We start from the raw sequence: 13,848 nt of genomic DNA on the forward strand, positions 1-13,848 counted from the left end.
TCAAGCGTCGCGGAGCTTTTCCCGCACAATGTGAAGGCGCGCCGCCTGTGCCGCCTGCTCGGGCCAATGCGCGAAGGGCAGAACGGCGCCGCCCGCGCGGCTCGCCGCAACCTGCTCGAGATCGACGGTGGCGACGACCCAGCCGGGCACGTCCATCGCCCCTTCGGCGATCACCCCCGTCGCCGGCCAGCCGGTGTCCGAGGGGCCGTAGATCGCCGCCGCCCCCCGGTTCACGTCGATCGCCGGGCACCACAGCGCCTCGCCCACGGTCGGCGCCTGCACGACGACGCACTGGCTTTCGAGGGCGCGTGCCATCGCCCCCACCCGCACCCGCCAGAACCCCGCCTCGGTGTCGGTGCAGGACGGCACAAGCAGGATCTCGGCCCCCGCCTCGGCGAGTGCCCGGGCGAGCAGCGGGAACTCGCTGTCATAGCAGATCAGCACGCCGATGCGGCCAAGCGCGGTGTCGAAAAGGGCGAGCCCCGCGCCCGCCTCGACCGACCACTCCTCGCGCTCGAAGCGGGTCATCATCGCCTTGTCCTGATGCCCGATGCGGCCCGCCGGGCCGAAGAGCGTGGCGCGGTTGAGCCGCCGCCCGGCCTCGATCACCGGGCCCGAGGGGGCGAGGATCGTCAGCCCGAACTCGATCGCCAGCCCCTCGAAGGTCGCCTCCATCGCGGCGCGGTGGCGCACCACCTCGTTCAGCGCCGCCTCGAGATCGGCGGCCACGCGCGGCCCGCCAAGCGCCGCAAGCTCCATCGCCCCGTATTCGGGAAAGACCAGCAGATCGGCGCCCTTCAGCACCGCCTGCTGCACCCAGGCCCGCACTTTCGCCGCCCATTGCGCGACATCGGCGACCTGATCGAACGGATAGGCGGCGGCCGCCACGGTCACATGTCTCACAGCGCGCGCCCCCAGAATTGCAGCGGTTTTTCGGTCTGCGCGCTGTCGCCGAGATCTGTCCAGCGGAACCGCGCCACGACGCCCGGCATCAGCTCATAGCCGCGCTTGCGCCAGAACCCGTCGAGCGGGCGATAGTCCGCGGGCCGCAGCGGGTGATCGGCCGGCCGCATCACCGCGCAGAAGGCCGAGAAGCTGCGGCCGAGCGCCCGGGCATGGGCCTCGCGCGCGTCGAAGAAGGCGTGGCCGAGGCCATGGCCGCGATACTCGGGCAGCAAGACCGACTCGGCGCAGTAGAAGACCGTCTCGAGCGGCAGCCCGGTGTCCCCGAAGGGCGCGGCGAAATCCTCGGCGTGATCCTCGAGCGGCGTGCCGGTCGCGGCGCCGACGAGCCGCGCACCGTCGAAGGCGCCGACCACCACCGCCGTCTCCGAGGCGCGATAGCTTTCGAGATAGCGCCGTTCGTAGTCGAGCGAGCCGTCGTAAAGGTAAGGCCAGTCGCGGAACACCGCGATGCGCAGCCGCGCCACGTCGTCAAGCGCCGCGTCGAGCGCCGCGCCGGTCAGGCTGCGGACCTCGACCATCAGCTGACCTGCCGGACCCAGTCGGAGAGGTTGTAATAGGTGGTCACCCGGGTGATGCGGCCGTCCGTCAGGCTGAAGAAGGCACCCGCCGGCAGCACGTATTTCTGCCCGCGCGCCTCGGGCAGCCCGTCGTCGGACTCGACATAGACGCCATGCACGACGAATTCGGCCGCGGCGCGGGTGCCCGCGTCATTCGCCATCACCACGACATCGGCCAGATGCTCGCGGTAGCAGCGCGTCATGTGGGCGTTGAAGGCGCGGAAGGCCTCGGCGCCGCGGCGGATCTCGCCCTCGTTGACGTGATGCTCGAACTCATCGGCGATCAGCGCCTCCATCGCGGCGGTATCGCCGGCATTGAAGGCCTCGTAATAGCGGGTGACGGCGGCAAGGGCTTCGGCGCGGGGCATCGGCGAACTCCGGTCGGATGAAACTGACCGAGATGTCGCACGGGCGGGGGCCCGCGTCAAACCCCGCAACCGACGCGCGGGCGCGCGAAACCGTCACCGGGAAGGCTGGCTCAGATCGGCTGTTTCGGGGCGCCGAAGCGCGCGACCATATGGGCGCGGATCTGGTCGCGGGTCAGCCGATAGGCGGCCAGTCGCGCCTCGCGCCCCTCGCCGACGCCGGTCGGGTCGGTGATCGGCCAGTATTCGACCGAGACGTGATGCGCCCGCGCCATCTCCTCGGCCAGCGCCCGCGAGGCAGGCGTCAGCGCCACCACCAGATCGAAGGATTCAAGCTCATCGCCGAAATCGGCAAGCTCGTTGAAATCGCGCGCGCGGTGGCGGGTCAGATCGACGCCGATCTCGTGGCACACGGCGATGGTGAAGCCGTCGATCTCCAGATCCGACTTCAGCCCCACCGACTGCACATAGACCTCGCGGCCGTAGAACTTCTTCATCATCCCCTCGGCCATCGGCGAACGCGTGGCATTGTGGTCGCAGCAAAACAGGACCGAATGGGGAAGAGACGCCATCATTTTACCGGAGTAAGAACACAGACGAGAGTGAAAAGACGGCGCGCGGTGTCGATGTCGAGCTCGGCCTTGCCCTCGAGCCGCTCCTGCAAGATCCGCGCGCCTTCGTTGTGGATGCCGCGCCGGGCCATGTCGATCGCCTCGATCTGGCTCGGTGGCAGCTTCTTCACCGCGTCGAAATAGCTGGCGCAGATCTGGAAGTAATCCTTCACCGCCTGCCGGAACGGGCCGAAGCTGAGGTGGAACTCGGCCACCTTCTCGCCCGCCTCGGTCGCGGTGTCGAAGACCAGCCGGCCGTCGCGCACCGCAAGCGTCAGCGCGAAGGGCCCCGCGGGCGCGGGCGCACCGTCGCGGCCCGGGATGGTGAAGCTGTTGTCCTCGAGCAGGTCGAAGACCGCGACGCGGCGCTCCTGCTCGATTTCCGGGGCGGGGGCCGGCAGGCCGCTGTCATCGATCTCGAGACGGGTGATGCGGGCCATCAGGCATCCCCTTCCGTCAGCGCCTCGGCGCAGTTCAGCGCGTCGAGCCGGGCACGCACCGACAGGCCATGCGCCTGCAGGCTTTCCGAGGTGGCGAGGATCTCGGCCGAGGGGCCGATCGCGCGCAGCGCCTCGGGCGTCATCTTCGCGAGCGTGGTGCGCTTGAGGAAGTCCATCGCGCTCAGCCCCGAGGAGAAGCGCGCCGAGCGCGCCGTGGGCAGCACATGGTTCGGCCCGCCGACATAATCGCCGATCGCCTCGGGCGTCCACTGGCCAAGGAAGATCGCGCCGGCATGGGTGATCTCGGCGCTCAGCGCCTCGGGATCGGCAACGCACAGCTCGAGGTGCTCGGGCGCGACGCGGTTCGACAGCGCCGCCGCCTCGCTCAGATCGCGGGTGACGATGACGGCGCCGAAATCGCGCCAACTCGCGCCGGCGATCTCGCGCCGCTCGAGCGTGGCAAGCCGCGCCTCGAGCGCCGCGACGACCTCCGTCGCAAAGCCCGCGTCGGGGGTCAGCAGCAGCGCCTGCGCCGACTGGTCATGCTCGGCCTGGCTGAGCAGGTCGATCGCCACCCAGTCGGGGTTGGCGGTGCCGTCGGCGATCACCAGAATCTCGGAGGGGCCGGCGATCATGTCGATGCCGACCTTGCCGAAAACCCGCCGCTTCGCCGCCGCGACAAAGGCATTGCCGGGCCCGGTGATCTTGTCGACCGGGGTGATCGTCTCGGTGCCATAGGCAAGTGCCGCGATCGCCTGCGCACCGCCGATGCGGTAGACGGTGTCGACGCCCGCGAGCCGCGCCGCAAGCAGCACGAGCGGGTTCACCGCGCCCCCGGGCGTCGGGCAGGCGATGGCCAGCCGTTCGACCCCGGCGACCTTGGCGGGAATCGCATTCATCAGCACCGAGGACGGATAGGAGGCCAGCCCGCCCGGCACATAAAGCCCCGCCGCCGAGACCGGCGTCCAGCGCCAGCCAAGCTCGGCGCCACTCGGCTCGTTCCAGCGCTCCTCGGCCTTCGGCATCTGCCGCGCATGATAGGTGCGGATCCGTTCCGCCGCGAGTTCGAGCGCCGCGCGTTCGGCCGCGGGCACCTTGGCGATTTCCGCCTCGATCTCGGCGGGCGAAAAGGCGAGCGTTTCGGGGGTCAGCGACAGCCGGTCGAATTTCTCGGTCAGCGCGATCACCGCCGCATCACCGCGCGTGCGCACATCGGCGATGATCGCGGCGACGGCCGCATCGACATCGGGGCTGTCCTCGCGCTTCATCCCCAGAAGCGCGGTGAAGCGGGTCTCGAAATCGGCGTCGGCGGTGGCAAGGAAATGCGGCATGGGGAGGCTCCTTCTTGCCCAATGGATTAAGACCTTGCCGCGCGCGGGGCAAGCGCTCGTGTCCCCGCCCCGATGCGCCCGGCTTTTTCCTGGCCCAAATACTCATGCGGCCTCTCGGCCCGGGCCGGCGCCCGGGGGGCTCGCCCCCCGGACCCCCGAGAGTATTTCGGCCAAGAAAAAGGCCAGATCAGTCAGGGTGATGCGGCGCGGCGCCCGAGACGGCGCGATAGGGCCGCGTCACGTCGTGCAGGTCGACCTCGAGACATTCGGCCGAGACCGCGATCGCGCCGTCGCCCGCCAGCGTCAGCAGCACGCGGCCGGCGGGCTCCTCGCCCGGCTCCCAGCCGAGATCGAGGAGCGACAGCACGAGATCGCGGTCCTTGCGGTCGATCCCCTGCGAGGCGATGCCGGTGACGCCCGAGATCACCAGAAGCGCGCGCACCCGCTCGTAGGGGCGCTTTTCCGCCTCGGCCGCGGGTTTGTCCTCCCAGCGGAAGCGGTTGACGAGCAACGCAAGCCGGCGCGATTTCGCCTCCCAGGCGATGTCGGCGGCGGAGAAGACCGCGTCCTGCACCAGCGCGGCGATGACCTTCAGGTCCTCCGCCGTCTCGGCCCGCAGCGCGAGCGCGCCCTCTGCCCCGTCCTCGAATCGCGCGTCAGTCGTCATGCGTCCTCCTGCGGCAGCACCGAGAGCGTCTCGGCCTCCCATTCCTTGTAGGTTTTCCCTTCAAGCGTGCCGGTCGCGGCACGCCCCTGCGTCCTCACTCGCCCTTCACCCGTTCGATCTTGGCGCCGACCGCGCCGAGCTTTTCCTCGACCCGCTCATAGCCGCGGTCGAGGTGGTAGACGCGGCTCACCACGGTCTCGCCCTCGGCCGCAAGCCCGGCGAGGATCAGCGACACCGAGGCCCGCAGGTCCGTGGCCATCACCCGCGCGCCCTTCAGCTTCTCGACGCCATGCACCGTCGCCTGCCCGCCCTGCACCTCGATCCGCGCGCCCATGCGCATCAGCTCGGGAGCGTGCATGAAGCGGTTCTCGAAGATCTTCTCCTCGAGCACCGAGGTGCCCTCGGCGGTGGCCAGAAGCGCCATCATCTGCGCCTGCAGGTCGGTCGGGAAGCCCGGGAAGGGCTCGGTCACCACGTCGACGGCGCGGATCCGGCCGTTCTTGCGTTTCACCTTCAGCCCGGTCGCCGTCTCCTCGACCGAGACCCCGGCCGCGTCGAGCTTCTCGCAGAAGCTCTCGACCAGCTCGATCTTGCCGCCGAGGCATTCGACCTCGCCGCCGCAGATCGCCGGGGCGAGCATGTAGGTGCCCAGCTCGATGCGGTCGGTGACCACCGGATGGGTCGCGCCATGCAGCCGGTCGACGCCCTGAATGGTGATCGTCGAGCTCCCCTCGCCCTCGATCTCGGCCCCCATCGCACGCAGGCAGCGGGCGAGATCGACGATCTCGGGCTCGCGCGCGGCGTTCTTCAGCACCGAGGTGCCCTTCGCCAGCACCGCGGCCATCAGGAAGTTCTCGGTCGCGCCCACCGAGGCGAATCGCATCTCGTGCAGCGCGCCACGCAGCCCGCCAAGCGCCTGCGCGTGCAGATAGCCGTCCTTCAGCTCGATCTCGGCGCCGAGCGCCGAGAGCGCGTCGATGTGGATGTCCATCGGCCGCGCGCCGATCGCGCAGCCGCCCGGCAGCGACACCACGGCATGGCCAAGCCGCGCCAGCAGCGGACCGAGCACCAGATTCGAGGCACGCATCTTGCGCACGATGTCGTAATCCGCGACCGGGGTGATCTCGCCATGGCAGGAGGTGGCCAGCACCTTGCCGTCCTGCAGCCCCGTCACCTCGGCGCCGAGGCTGGCCAGCAGCTCGGTCATGGTGCGGATGTCGCTCAGCCGCGGCGCGTTCGTCAGCGTCAGCGGCTCCTCGCTCAGCAGCGTCGCCGGCATCAGCGCGAGGCAGGCGTTCTTCGCCCCGGCAATCGGGATCTGGCCGTGAAGCGGCCCGTTGCCGCGCACGATGATCGAATCCATCTACTCGTTCTCCTGCCCGCCCCGACCCGATTCCGTCTCGGCCGCATCCGCCGCGCGCCCGCGCGCCTGCGCCTTGCGCCGCGCCAGATTCGCCCGCAGCGCGGCACGCAGCCGCTCCTCGCGGGTTTCGGGCGCGGCTTTCGCACCGCCCTTGCCGGGTTTCTTCTCGGGGGTATCCTCTGTCATTGGCCCTCTCTACCCCGGCCGGGAATTTGTGTCGAGAGAGGGTGAAAATTTGCCCTTGCGCACCCGCGCGATGTCCTCTAAATCCCCGCCCACGGTCGACGCCGACCGAAACGGCGCTGCAGTAGCTCAGTGGTAGAGCACTCCCTTGGTAAGGGAGAGGTCGAGAGTTCAATCCTCTCCTGCAGCACCAGCACTTATCCAACTTTCGCGATCCTTTCCGCACAGTTATCCGCACAGCATCAGCGCCGCTCGATGATTTCGAGCGCCCGTTCCTGGTGGTGCGGGCTGTGATGCCAATAGTGTTTGCGGATGGTTTCAGGGGACGTGTTGAAGTATTCGGCGGCGTCCTCGACCCCGAGGCCCTTCATCACCGCCCAAGTGATTGCAGTGTGTTTGAGAACATGCGGGGTGACGCCTTCCAGCCCCGCCCGCTCGGCAGCGCGCCGGATGCCGGTCTTGACGCTCTCAACGGATTTTCCCCGATAGGTCACGACATTCGCGCCCCGGTAGCATTTCCAGCGCCGCAGATGCCCCCAGAGCTGGCGCGGAATGCGGATGCTGCCCCGGCGCTTATTCGTCTCCTGCTCGCCATCGGCGCGAAAGCGAATCGTCCCCTTCTCGAGGTCGACCCGGGTCCAGGAAAGCTCGAGGATCGCCGTCGCCCGGCGCCCGGTGTAGAGGGACAGCAGAATGAACCTGCGGACGTGGGGCTCGGCGTTCCAGACCAGTCTCGCCGCTTCCGACCGGGTCAGCCAGCGGTCCCGCACCTCACCTGCCTCCGGGAGCGTCACCGCAATCGGATGGATCAGCAGGCCTTCGGAATGGGCATGGTTGAGCGCAGCCTGCAGAACCCCAAGCTCGCGACGCACCGTCGAGGCGCTGGCCGTGCGCAAGCGCGAGATCGTCTTTCCGGTCTTCGTCGTCATCTCCGACAGGCGGGGCTTCCCGCGCTCACGCTGATAGCGACGGCAGGTCGAGCCCTTCACCGCATCGCAAGTCAGGTTGCCCCAGAACGGGACAAGGGCTTGGATCGAATAAATGAGCGTCTTGACCGCAGCCACAGTCGCCCCCTTGTCATCAGCATATCGCGCCAGAACCTCCCCCACGGTCAGCTCCCCCGGGTGAGCCGGCCCGCGCCGGGCTGAGACTTGCTTTCGCGCGACGTATTCGGCGAGTGCGTTTTCAGCCTCCGCAAGCTCGCGAGGGCCAAATCCTGTCCGCTTCTGGGTGCTTCCGTCACGAATGACCCATTGCTGTTCGTCGTCTCGGAAGTAGAGGCGAGCGGGCTTTCGGTGTCGGGGCATGCAAGGAACTCCTTCAACGCCTGTTCGTTCGTGTAAAACCGCTTGCCGATCCTCTTTGCCCACAGTTTCCCGTTGCGGCGCGCCTTGTGGAGCGCCGTCGCGGGGATGCCATTATGAAGCTCGGAAGCGGCTTCCTCTATGGTCATCAGGCGAAAGTCCATCAGTCTAAGCCTTTACTTCACATGCCTTTTGAGGTCGAAAACCTGACCACGTTCGAGGTGAGCGAGGTGCCGGAGGCGCGACGAATGCGCGCCTCCAGATCGGCAATGGCCGCGGCCATCTGGGCATCGTTCTTGAACTCGATCCGTTCGTCTCCCAGCTGGAGAGCAGAGACCCCACGGCCTCGTTCCATCACCAGCCTGTCGCGCAGCTCGATCAGTTCGGACAGATCAACGGCCATCACACACCCTCGTTCTTCTGCCAGCCGCGGAAGTCGAGCCAGCCGGCACCGAAGTCGAGGCGCACCTTGAACTGGACACCATCGACCTCGAAGCCGGTGCGCGTTTCGACCTGCGGGCCCGGCGCGCCTTCAAGGTAGGCATATTCAAGCCCGTCGATCGTGGCGGGGTCGGCCGCGAGATACCATTCCGTGCCATTCAGACGCGGCTCGACGATCAGCGACAGGTTGCCGAAGGGGTTCACGTCCTCCGTCTTCGTCGCGTTGATCTGGGTCAGGATCTGCTCGGAGAGGGTCTCCAGCTCGGGGCCGACCAGCAGGAAGCGCGGCGTCGCGTTGATCAGGACGCCGAGCGGGGTGGTCTGACGGCGCATCGCCAAGCGGCGAGCCGAAAGCGTGGTGAGGTTCGGCGCCGCGCCAATCTCGGCGAGGTTGCCGCGGTCGGCGTGGAACACCGGCTTGCCATCCGACATGGCCGGGTTCTTCGTCACCATGCCGACGAGAATATCAGCCTGGAAAGCGCTGGCGGCAGTGCCGATCTTGTTCGGGATCGTGGTGAAGGCGCCGAGGTCATCGTTCACGATGGCCTGACGGGTAATCCCGAAGATCTTGCCGAAGGTCTCGATCTTGTAGCTCTCGGCGCTTTCGTCGATCGTGCTGCTCTTGAACTCGCCACCTTCCGGGACCTTTTCGAGCGTCGAGAACTCCCCCATGGCAATCGAGCTCTTGGCGCGGAAGTCGCGGGCGGAGGACTGACGCGCGAGCTGGCGGATACCCGAGGGCGCCGCCTCATAGGCGCGGCGCAACTCGCGGCCGACGGCATCGCCCAGGATCAGCGGGAAGTCAGAGGTGCCGTGCAGCCCGGGCATGGCGCGGGTCAGGATCGCGTCTTGCGACAGGCCGGTGGTCGCCTGACCAGAACGCTGCACCGACGCACGGGCGTGATCCATGATGCTCATATGCGCGAAATCCCGCGCGGCGCCGGAAAGATCGTGCTCGGGGTGAGACCGCGCAAACAGCGCCTCACCGGCACGGGCGGCGATCACGGCAGGGTCGGTGTTGTCGGTGCCGATCGTGGCACGGGTGGTGCGCGTGGCCTGGGCGGCCGACCGGCGCTGCATCTCATCGAGCGCGGCAATGCGAACGTCGTCGAGGCTCGCCTCGGCGTCGATCTGGGCATCCGCCCAAGCGCGCGTAAGGCCGGCAGTCTCGGCGATGGTGCGGATCGCGCCGTTGATCTCGGCGCGCGTCTGGGTGGTCTGTTCGAGGGCTTCGGGCATGGTGGTGTTCCCCTTGCGGAAATGGGCGCCGGCATCGGCCGGCACCGGGACAACGGACACCTCGATCGGCGTCCAGCGAATTGCGGCGCGGATGCGGTCGTTGCCGCGCCTCTCGTCTTTCCACTCGGCCACGCTGTAGCCGATGGACAGGCCGCGAAGGGTGCCGTCCGCAATATCGGTCAGCACCGCCTTGGCGGCATCGTTGCTGCGGAAGCGCATCCGCACCCACAGCCCTTCCGAGCGGATCTCGGCCGCCTCGACAACGCCGAGCTGGTCGCTGGTCGAGGCGGAGCGATGCGCATCGAGAACCGGGGTGCCGATCAGCCGCGACAGGTCGGCGCCGGCGAGGTCCAGCCGCTCGATGTAGCCCGGGCGGCGAACCTCGGCCCCGGTCGAGACAATCGCCTCGACGGTGCGGGCCTCGGTGTCGACGGTCGAGGCGGCGGGGGCAGCGGCGCGAAGGTGAAGCGTCATGCGGGCACCTCCGCGGTCTGCGGGCGCATCGCGTCGCGGGCGCGCTCCTCGTCCAGCTCGTCAATGTCGCGGCCACGGCCGGCCACGACCTCCTCGCGCGATTTCAGGCCGGCGGCGATCGCCGCCACATCGGCCGTCACCTCGTTCTGCGGATCGACCCAGGCCCAGCCCGGCGCCACGAAGCGCACCGCATGGTAATCGGCGAGGCTGGCGGGGTTGGCGGGAAGTTCCCCGGTAAGGGCGCGGACGTCGGTCCAGCGCTTCCACAGCGGGCGGAGGAACTGCGCCTCGATCAGGTTTTGCTGCATCGCCTCGGCGCGGCGGCGGAATTCCAGCATCCCGACGCGGGCCGAGCTGTAGTTCGCTTCGCCCAAATCGCCGGTCAGCGCCTCGAAGGTCAGGCCGACACCGGCCGCGATCTCGCGGTCCTGGGCGCGCAAGAACTCGATCGCCTGGGCGAGCCCCTGACCTGGCTGCGAGAAGGTCACATCCGCGCCGACCGGCAGAATGCGCATCGCGCCGGGTTCGAGGGCGACGTTCATCGTCCCGTCCTCTGCCGCGAAGCCCGCCGCGCCGCCCTCGGGGTCGCGGATGAAGCCGGTGATCAGCGAGGCAACCTTGAGCTGCATCAGCATGGCGTCCGAAGCCTCGTCGCGGTCGCGCAGCTTGAGCAGCACCGGCGTAAGCCAGCTCAGGCCGCGCACCTGGCCGGGGAACAGCGTGTCGAAGATGTGCAGCATGTCCTGCGCGGGAACCCGGACCGGGGCGCTGTAGGTGGCAAAGGGCGTTCCCGGGGCGTCGCGCAGAACATGATAGGCCACGACCTGATCGGCCGCGTCGAACTCGACCCCGGCGACGATCCGCGCCCCGTCGCCAAGGTCGCGGGTCAGGGACGGGTCAATCTGGTCAGAGGCCAGCAGCTTCGGGCGGAACGTGCCGCCCTCGCCAACGACAAGCTGAACGAAGGCCTCGCCGTCACGGACGATAGCGCGGGCGATCGGCTGCATGATGGGGCGGGTCAGCGCCTCGAAGGCTTCGGACAGGGCGCGGCGCTCGACCGGATCGGGGTGCTGCGGGCGCGCCTGCCAGCCCTTGCCGACCAGCGCCGAGGCCAGACACTCCACGATCCGGTTGCCAAGCGCGGTGTTGAGGTAGAGCGCGGCCGCCCGGCCCTTCGACGCCATCCGGGCGGCGAGGGTCTGCTGCTGAGGGGCCGTCAGTGTAGCAACCCCCTTCCAGCGATCCCCGCCGCCCCCCGCCTCGATGCCGGAGCGCTTGAACAGCCTCTCGATGATGTTGAAGAGGAAGGCCATTTCTTCCTCACTCGCCCTCGATATCGTCGGCAATCTTGAAGATCTGGCGGCCCTCGATCATGTAGCCTTCCGCCTTGGCGCGCTGGCGCAGGAGGCGATAGGCTTCGGGAATGGAGGCGAGCGCGATCCACGGGCCGCCGACGACGCGATCCTTCACGCGGCCGTCGCGCGTTTCGATGACGCGGCCGACCTTCGCGATCTCCGCCGCAATGGCGCTTTCGACCTCTTCGACAGAACCGTAACCGCACAGGATCATCGGTTGCCAGGTGATGCCCACCCACTCATCCTCAATGGCAGTCTGCAGAGCCAGGACGAAACGCGGCTTGGGCGGCAGGTCGCCTTCGATCTCGTCCAGGAACTTGTTGATCGCGGACTTGTGGGCGCGCATGAATTCACCCGTGAGGCTGACCGAACACCCCTGCGCCCCGATCATCTCGGCCAGCACCAGCGCGAGCGCGTGAAAGCCGGTGTAGCGGCGCTGCGTCGCGTCGCCGAACTCCTCTTCGTCATGCCACGGGGCATCTTTGCCCTTCTGAATGTTGCGGATCGCCTCCTTCGGGCGGTGGGTGATCTTCGACAGGGGATCAAGCCGAACGGTCGTGCTGGCCATGGAATAGGCTCCTAAAAGGGGTTTTTCTGAACCCACAATAACACTGAAACGGTTTTATGCAAACCCTGTTTGGTGAAACCACTTTTTGCCGCCACCCGCTCAGCGCCACCCGCCCCCGACCGGAAACCAGTTCAGCGCCCCGGCGTAACCGATCATGCGGCAGTCGTTCGGCCCCATGGGGATGCCCGGGGCGTCCTGAATGGTGATGGCGTAGCGCTCGACCCCCTCGGGCAGGGTCGGGCGAAAGTGCTGGCGCATCATCTCGGCGATTTCCTCGGCGCGCTCTTCGAAGCTCGGCGCGGGGCGGGCGAGCATGGGCGCGGGAAGGCCGATCAGGCCGAAGGCCGGTGCGGCGGCGAGGAAGCTGCGGCGTTTCATGCCCGGGCCTCCATCAGCTTGCAGGTCTGGCGCAGGGCCGAGCGGATATAGGAGCGGGCCTCGCGTTCGGTCCGGGTGTAGCCGGCCGGGCGCTCGGTCGCGTCGAGGGCAAGCGCGAGGCAATCGTGGATGACGTCCAGGCGGGCGGCAGGCAAGCCGGGGGCGGCTGCCGGAACATGGTTCGGCATCATGGGACTCCGTTGTCATGGCATGCGGTTTCTACTACACTGTATTCAAAAGCACAGACTGCATACCCTGTCAACGGTTTTGAATACCATGATAACACCTGAGCAATGTCGGATGGCACGGGCGGCGCTGCGCCTCGGGGTCAGAGAACTTGCAGACCTTTCCGGGGTCTCCACCATGACCATCAGTCGTTTCGAGAACGGGCAGTCAGGCGGGCAAGCCGAAACGCTCCGCAAGCTTCAGTCCGCCCTTGAAGCTGCCGGCGTCGAGTTTATCCCAGAGAACGGCGGTGGTGCCGGTGTTCGGTTGCGGCGAGAACGGAGCAAGATCTGAACTGATACCGCAATTGCTGTTGCGGAAGGCATTGGCGGTCTGTAATGGCGGGCCGGAGGCGCACGCGAGTGTTCACGGGAAATTACCAGCGGTGACGCACAAGGTGCTGGTCAAATCAGACACGCACGTGCTTTTCTGAAATACGAGCTAAGTAGCTGAACAGGGGAAAAGAATGACGCAACAAGACATGGCCGCCCTTGACTACCTCGTTGAGTGGGCACGCAAGGTGCGTATGACACCTGAGCAGACAACAGCTCAGCGCCGCAGTTTTGCCTATGGGAACACTGCAATAGAAAATCCCTACATCACCAAGCAAATGGTTGAAGAGGAAGCCACGCGGCTTGGTCTTTGATGCCGTCGGATGCGGAGTAGAAATCTTGTCTGATGAACGCCGGCATAGCCAAGCTGAAGAGGTTGGCGTTGTAGACGGAGAGGAAGCGCGCGCGCGTACGGAGGCGGCTAATGGTCTCCGGCAAGCAGAGCGTGTGATCGAAATGGTCATGTCCAGCTTGGAGCGCCATGCTTTCAAGCTGCGTCCTTCCACGATTTTGGATCTTCACCGTGAGGCCATTCAAGGCCTGAGCCCTTATGCAGGAAATTGGCGTCCTGGTGATGTCGCTATTAATCTTAGCTCTCACCTGCCGCCGCTTGCTGGCGCAGTGCCGTATCTTGTTGAAGAACTTTGCGATTACGTTAGCGAAAAATGGGACAAGAGGACGGCGATTCATTTGGCGTCGTTCGTCATGTGGCGCCTGAACTGGATCCACCCATTCACGGATGGGAATGGCAGAACCTCCCGTGCCGTATCCTATCTTGTTCTTTGTTGTCGATCCCGGGCGCTGCTTCCTGGGGCCAACACAATACCAGAACAAGTTGTCCGGGATAGGGCGCCTTATTACTCTGCACTTGAGGCGGCGGACGCACGGCTTCGTCAGTGGAAGAGCGCGCAGGGCGACGGTTTCCCCGACGATATTGTCAGAGAAATGGAAGAGCTAATGGCTGGTATGCTGGCCCGGCAGCTTAGAGACGTGTTTGACGAAGCTAAAGGAGATCTGCCCGGGTAGATTCCTTCAAGTTTACGTCCTCG

The 13,848-nt window shown here is 66.9% G+C and carries 20 protein-coding genes and 1 tRNA gene; 4 read left to right on the top strand and 17 right to left on the bottom strand.

Going from position 1 to position 13,848, the window contains the following annotated elements; all coding sequences use genetic code 11:
* The 9 genes from EOW66_RS18605 to EOW66_RS18645 all read right to left on the bottom strand — a co-directional run bounded on the left by EOW66_RS18605 (position 1) and on the right by EOW66_RS18645 (position 6,486).
* On the bottom strand, positions 1-894 hold the full coding sequence (locus tag EOW66_RS18605) for a carbon-nitrogen hydrolase family protein (RefSeq protein ID WP_128157859.1): 894 nt from the start codon (positions 892-894) through the stop codon (positions 1-3).
* 5 nt (positions 895-899) lie between these two features.
* Entirely contained in the window at positions 900-1,484 is a 585-nt protein-coding gene (locus EOW66_RS18610; RefSeq protein WP_128157824.1) for a GNAT family N-acetyltransferase, read from the bottom strand.
* On the bottom strand, positions 1,484-1,891 hold the full coding sequence (locus EOW66_RS18615; RefSeq protein ID WP_128157825.1) for a ketosteroid isomerase-related protein: 408 nt from the start codon (positions 1,889-1,891) through the stop codon (positions 1,484-1,486). The genes EOW66_RS18610 and EOW66_RS18615 overlap by 1 nt, the downstream gene beginning before the upstream one ends.
* 110 nt (positions 1,892-2,001) lie before the next feature.
* A complete protein-coding gene (locus EOW66_RS18620; RefSeq protein ID WP_128157826.1) occupies positions 2,002-2,463 on the bottom strand; it encodes an arsenate-mycothiol transferase ArsC in 462 nt (153 codons plus the stop codon).
* A complete protein-coding gene (locus EOW66_RS18625; RefSeq protein ID WP_128157827.1) occupies positions 2,460-2,939 on the bottom strand; it encodes a UPF0262 family protein in 480 nt (159 codons plus the stop codon). Before EOW66_RS18625 ends, EOW66_RS18620 begins: the two co-directional genes overlap by 4 nt.
* Complete coding sequence (gene hisD, locus EOW66_RS18630; RefSeq protein ID WP_128157828.1) at positions 2,939-4,270, bottom strand: histidinol dehydrogenase; 1,332 nt, start codon at positions 4,268-4,270, stop codon at positions 2,939-2,941. The genes EOW66_RS18625 and hisD overlap by 1 nt, the downstream gene beginning before the upstream one ends.
* Positions 4,271-4,457: 187 nt before the next feature.
* Complete coding sequence (locus EOW66_RS18635) at positions 4,458-4,937, bottom strand: DUF2948 family protein (protein WP_128157829.1); 480 nt, start codon at positions 4,935-4,937, stop codon at positions 4,458-4,460.
* A gap of 94 nt (positions 4,938-5,031) precedes the next feature.
* Positions 5,032-6,300 (bottom strand): UDP-N-acetylglucosamine 1-carboxyvinyltransferase, encoded by a 1,269-nt coding sequence (murA, locus tag EOW66_RS18640; protein WP_128157830.1) that lies wholly within the window; start codon positions 6,298-6,300, stop codon positions 5,032-5,034.
* Complete coding sequence (locus EOW66_RS18645; protein ID WP_113901141.1) at positions 6,301-6,486, bottom strand: hypothetical protein; 186 nt, start codon at positions 6,484-6,486, stop codon at positions 6,301-6,303. It abuts the gene before it with no gap.
* A gap of 115 nt (positions 6,487-6,601) precedes the next feature.
* Here EOW66_RS18645 and EOW66_RS18650 point away from each other — a divergent pair.
* Positions 6,602-6,676: transfer RNA gene (locus tag EOW66_RS18650), tRNA-Thr, on the top strand.
* A 49-nt stretch (positions 6,677-6,725) separates the two neighbouring features.
* Here EOW66_RS18650 and EOW66_RS18655 read toward each other — a convergent pair.
* The 8 genes from EOW66_RS18655 to EOW66_RS18685 all read right to left on the bottom strand — a co-directional run bounded on the left by EOW66_RS18655 (position 6,726) and on the right by EOW66_RS18685 (position 12,430).
* Positions 6,726-7,592 carry a tyrosine-type recombinase/integrase gene (locus EOW66_RS18655; protein ID WP_164881192.1) on the bottom strand — a complete coding sequence of 289 codons (867 nt, stop codon included), beginning with the start codon at positions 7,590-7,592 and terminating at the stop codon, positions 6,726-6,728.
* A gap of 2 nt (positions 7,593-7,594) precedes the next feature.
* A complete protein-coding gene (locus EOW66_RS20465; protein ID WP_164881193.1) occupies positions 7,595-7,951 on the bottom strand; it encodes a helix-turn-helix domain-containing protein in 357 nt (118 codons plus the stop codon).
* A gap of 17 nt (positions 7,952-7,968) precedes the next feature.
* A complete protein-coding gene (locus EOW66_RS18660) occupies positions 7,969-8,190 on the bottom strand; it encodes a phage head-tail joining protein (RefSeq protein ID WP_128157832.1) in 222 nt (73 codons plus the stop codon).
* Complete coding sequence (locus tag EOW66_RS18665; RefSeq protein WP_128157833.1) at positions 8,190-9,941, bottom strand: prohead protease/major capsid protein fusion protein; 1,752 nt, start codon at positions 9,939-9,941, stop codon at positions 8,190-8,192. Before EOW66_RS18665 ends, EOW66_RS18660 begins: the two co-directional genes overlap by 1 nt.
* Positions 9,938-11,254 carry a phage portal protein gene (locus EOW66_RS18670; protein WP_128157834.1) on the bottom strand — a complete coding sequence of 439 codons (1,317 nt, stop codon included), beginning with the start codon at positions 11,252-11,254 and terminating at the stop codon, positions 9,938-9,940. Before EOW66_RS18670 ends, EOW66_RS18665 begins: the two co-directional genes overlap by 4 nt.
* A 7-nt stretch (positions 11,255-11,261) precedes the next feature.
* Positions 11,262-11,864 (bottom strand): hypothetical protein, encoded by a 603-nt coding sequence (locus EOW66_RS18675; protein ID WP_128157835.1) that lies wholly within the window; start codon positions 11,862-11,864, stop codon positions 11,262-11,264.
* Positions 11,865-11,963: 99 nt separating this feature from the next.
* Entirely contained in the window at positions 11,964-12,242 is a 279-nt protein-coding gene (locus EOW66_RS18680) for a hypothetical protein (protein ID WP_128157836.1), read from the bottom strand.
* Positions 12,239-12,430, bottom strand: a complete 192-nt coding sequence (locus EOW66_RS18685) for a hypothetical protein (protein WP_239017632.1) — start codon at positions 12,428-12,430, stop codon at positions 12,239-12,241. Before EOW66_RS18685 ends, EOW66_RS18680 begins: the two co-directional genes overlap by 4 nt.
* Positions 12,431-12,542: 112 nt before the next feature.
* Here EOW66_RS18685 and EOW66_RS18690 point away from each other — a divergent pair, with 112 nt between their 5' ends.
* The 3 genes from EOW66_RS18690 (at position 12,543) to EOW66_RS18700 (ending at position 13,825) form a co-directional block, all read left to right on the top strand.
* On the top strand, positions 12,543-12,761 hold the full coding sequence (locus EOW66_RS18690) for a helix-turn-helix domain-containing protein (protein WP_128157838.1): 219 nt from the start codon (positions 12,543-12,545) through the stop codon (positions 12,759-12,761).
* A 172-nt stretch (positions 12,762-12,933) separates the two neighbouring features.
* Complete coding sequence (locus tag EOW66_RS18695) at positions 12,934-13,113, top strand: hypothetical protein (RefSeq protein ID WP_128157839.1); 180 nt, start codon at positions 12,934-12,936, stop codon at positions 13,111-13,113.
* Positions 13,103-13,825 carry a Fic family protein gene (locus EOW66_RS18700; protein ID WP_206363747.1) on the top strand — a complete coding sequence of 241 codons (723 nt, stop codon included), beginning with the start codon at positions 13,103-13,105 and terminating at the stop codon, positions 13,823-13,825. The genes EOW66_RS18695 and EOW66_RS18700 overlap by 11 nt, the downstream gene beginning before the upstream one ends.
* The last annotated feature ends 23 nt before the right edge of the window (positions 13,826-13,848 follow it).

Source organism: Paenirhodobacter huangdaonensis (assembly GCF_004022465.1).
Taxonomy (GTDB): domain Bacteria; phylum Pseudomonadota; class Alphaproteobacteria; order Rhodobacterales; family Rhodobacteraceae; genus Rhodobacter; species Rhodobacter huangdaonensis.

Excerpts from the sequence above, each read along its gene's own strand:
- murA (WP_128157830.1), bottom strand. The coding sequence starts at position 6,300 with ATGGATTCGATCATCGTGCGCGGCAACGGGCCGCTTCACGGCCAGATC.
- EOW66_RS18695 (WP_128157839.1), top strand. The coding sequence starts at position 12,934 with ATGACGCAACAAGACATGGCCGCCCTTGACTACCTCGTTGAGTGGGCA.
- EOW66_RS18670 (WP_128157834.1), bottom strand. The coding sequence starts at position 11,254 with ATGGCCTTCCTCTTCAACATCATCGAGAGGCTGTTCAAGCGCTCCGGC.
- EOW66_RS18680 (WP_128157836.1), bottom strand. The coding sequence starts at position 12,242 with ATGAAACGCCGCAGCTTCCTCGCCGCCGCACCGGCCTTCGGCCTGATC.
- hisD (WP_128157828.1), bottom strand. The coding sequence starts at position 4,270 with ATGCCGCATTTCCTTGCCACCGCCGACGCCGATTTCGAGACCCGCTTC.
- EOW66_RS18615 (WP_128157825.1), bottom strand. The coding sequence starts at position 1,891 with ATGCCCCGCGCCGAAGCCCTTGCCGCCGTCACCCGCTATTACGAGGCC.
- EOW66_RS18645 (WP_113901141.1), bottom strand. The coding sequence starts at position 6,486 with ATGACAGAGGATACCCCCGAGAAGAAACCCGGCAAGGGCGGTGCGAAA.
- EOW66_RS20465 (WP_164881193.1), bottom strand. The coding sequence starts at position 7,951 with ATGGACTTTCGCCTGATGACCATAGAGGAAGCCGCTTCCGAGCTTCAT.
- EOW66_RS18625 (WP_128157827.1), bottom strand. The coding sequence starts at position 2,939 with ATGGCCCGCATCACCCGTCTCGAGATCGATGACAGCGGCCTGCCGGCC.
- EOW66_RS18675 (WP_128157835.1), bottom strand. The coding sequence starts at position 11,864 with ATGGCCAGCACGACCGTTCGGCTTGATCCCCTGTCGAAGATCACCCAC.
- EOW66_RS18685 (WP_239017632.1), bottom strand. The coding sequence starts at position 12,430 with ATGCCGAACCATGTTCCGGCAGCCGCCCCCGGCTTGCCTGCCGCCCGC.
- EOW66_RS18660 (WP_128157832.1), bottom strand. The coding sequence starts at position 8,190 with ATGGCCGTTGATCTGTCCGAACTGATCGAGCTGCGCGACAGGCTGGTG.
- EOW66_RS18690 (WP_128157838.1), top strand. The coding sequence starts at position 12,543 with ATGGCACGGGCGGCGCTGCGCCTCGGGGTCAGAGAACTTGCAGACCTT.
- EOW66_RS18635 (WP_128157829.1), bottom strand. The coding sequence starts at position 4,937 with ATGACGACTGACGCGCGATTCGAGGACGGGGCAGAGGGCGCGCTCGCG.
- EOW66_RS18665 (WP_128157833.1), bottom strand. The coding sequence starts at position 9,941 with ATGACGCTTCACCTTCGCGCCGCTGCCCCCGCCGCCTCGACCGTCGAC.
- EOW66_RS18620 (WP_128157826.1), bottom strand. The coding sequence starts at position 2,463 with ATGATGGCGTCTCTTCCCCATTCGGTCCTGTTTTGCTGCGACCACAAT.
- EOW66_RS18610 (WP_128157824.1), bottom strand. The coding sequence starts at position 1,484 with ATGGTCGAGGTCCGCAGCCTGACCGGCGCGGCGCTCGACGCGGCGCTT.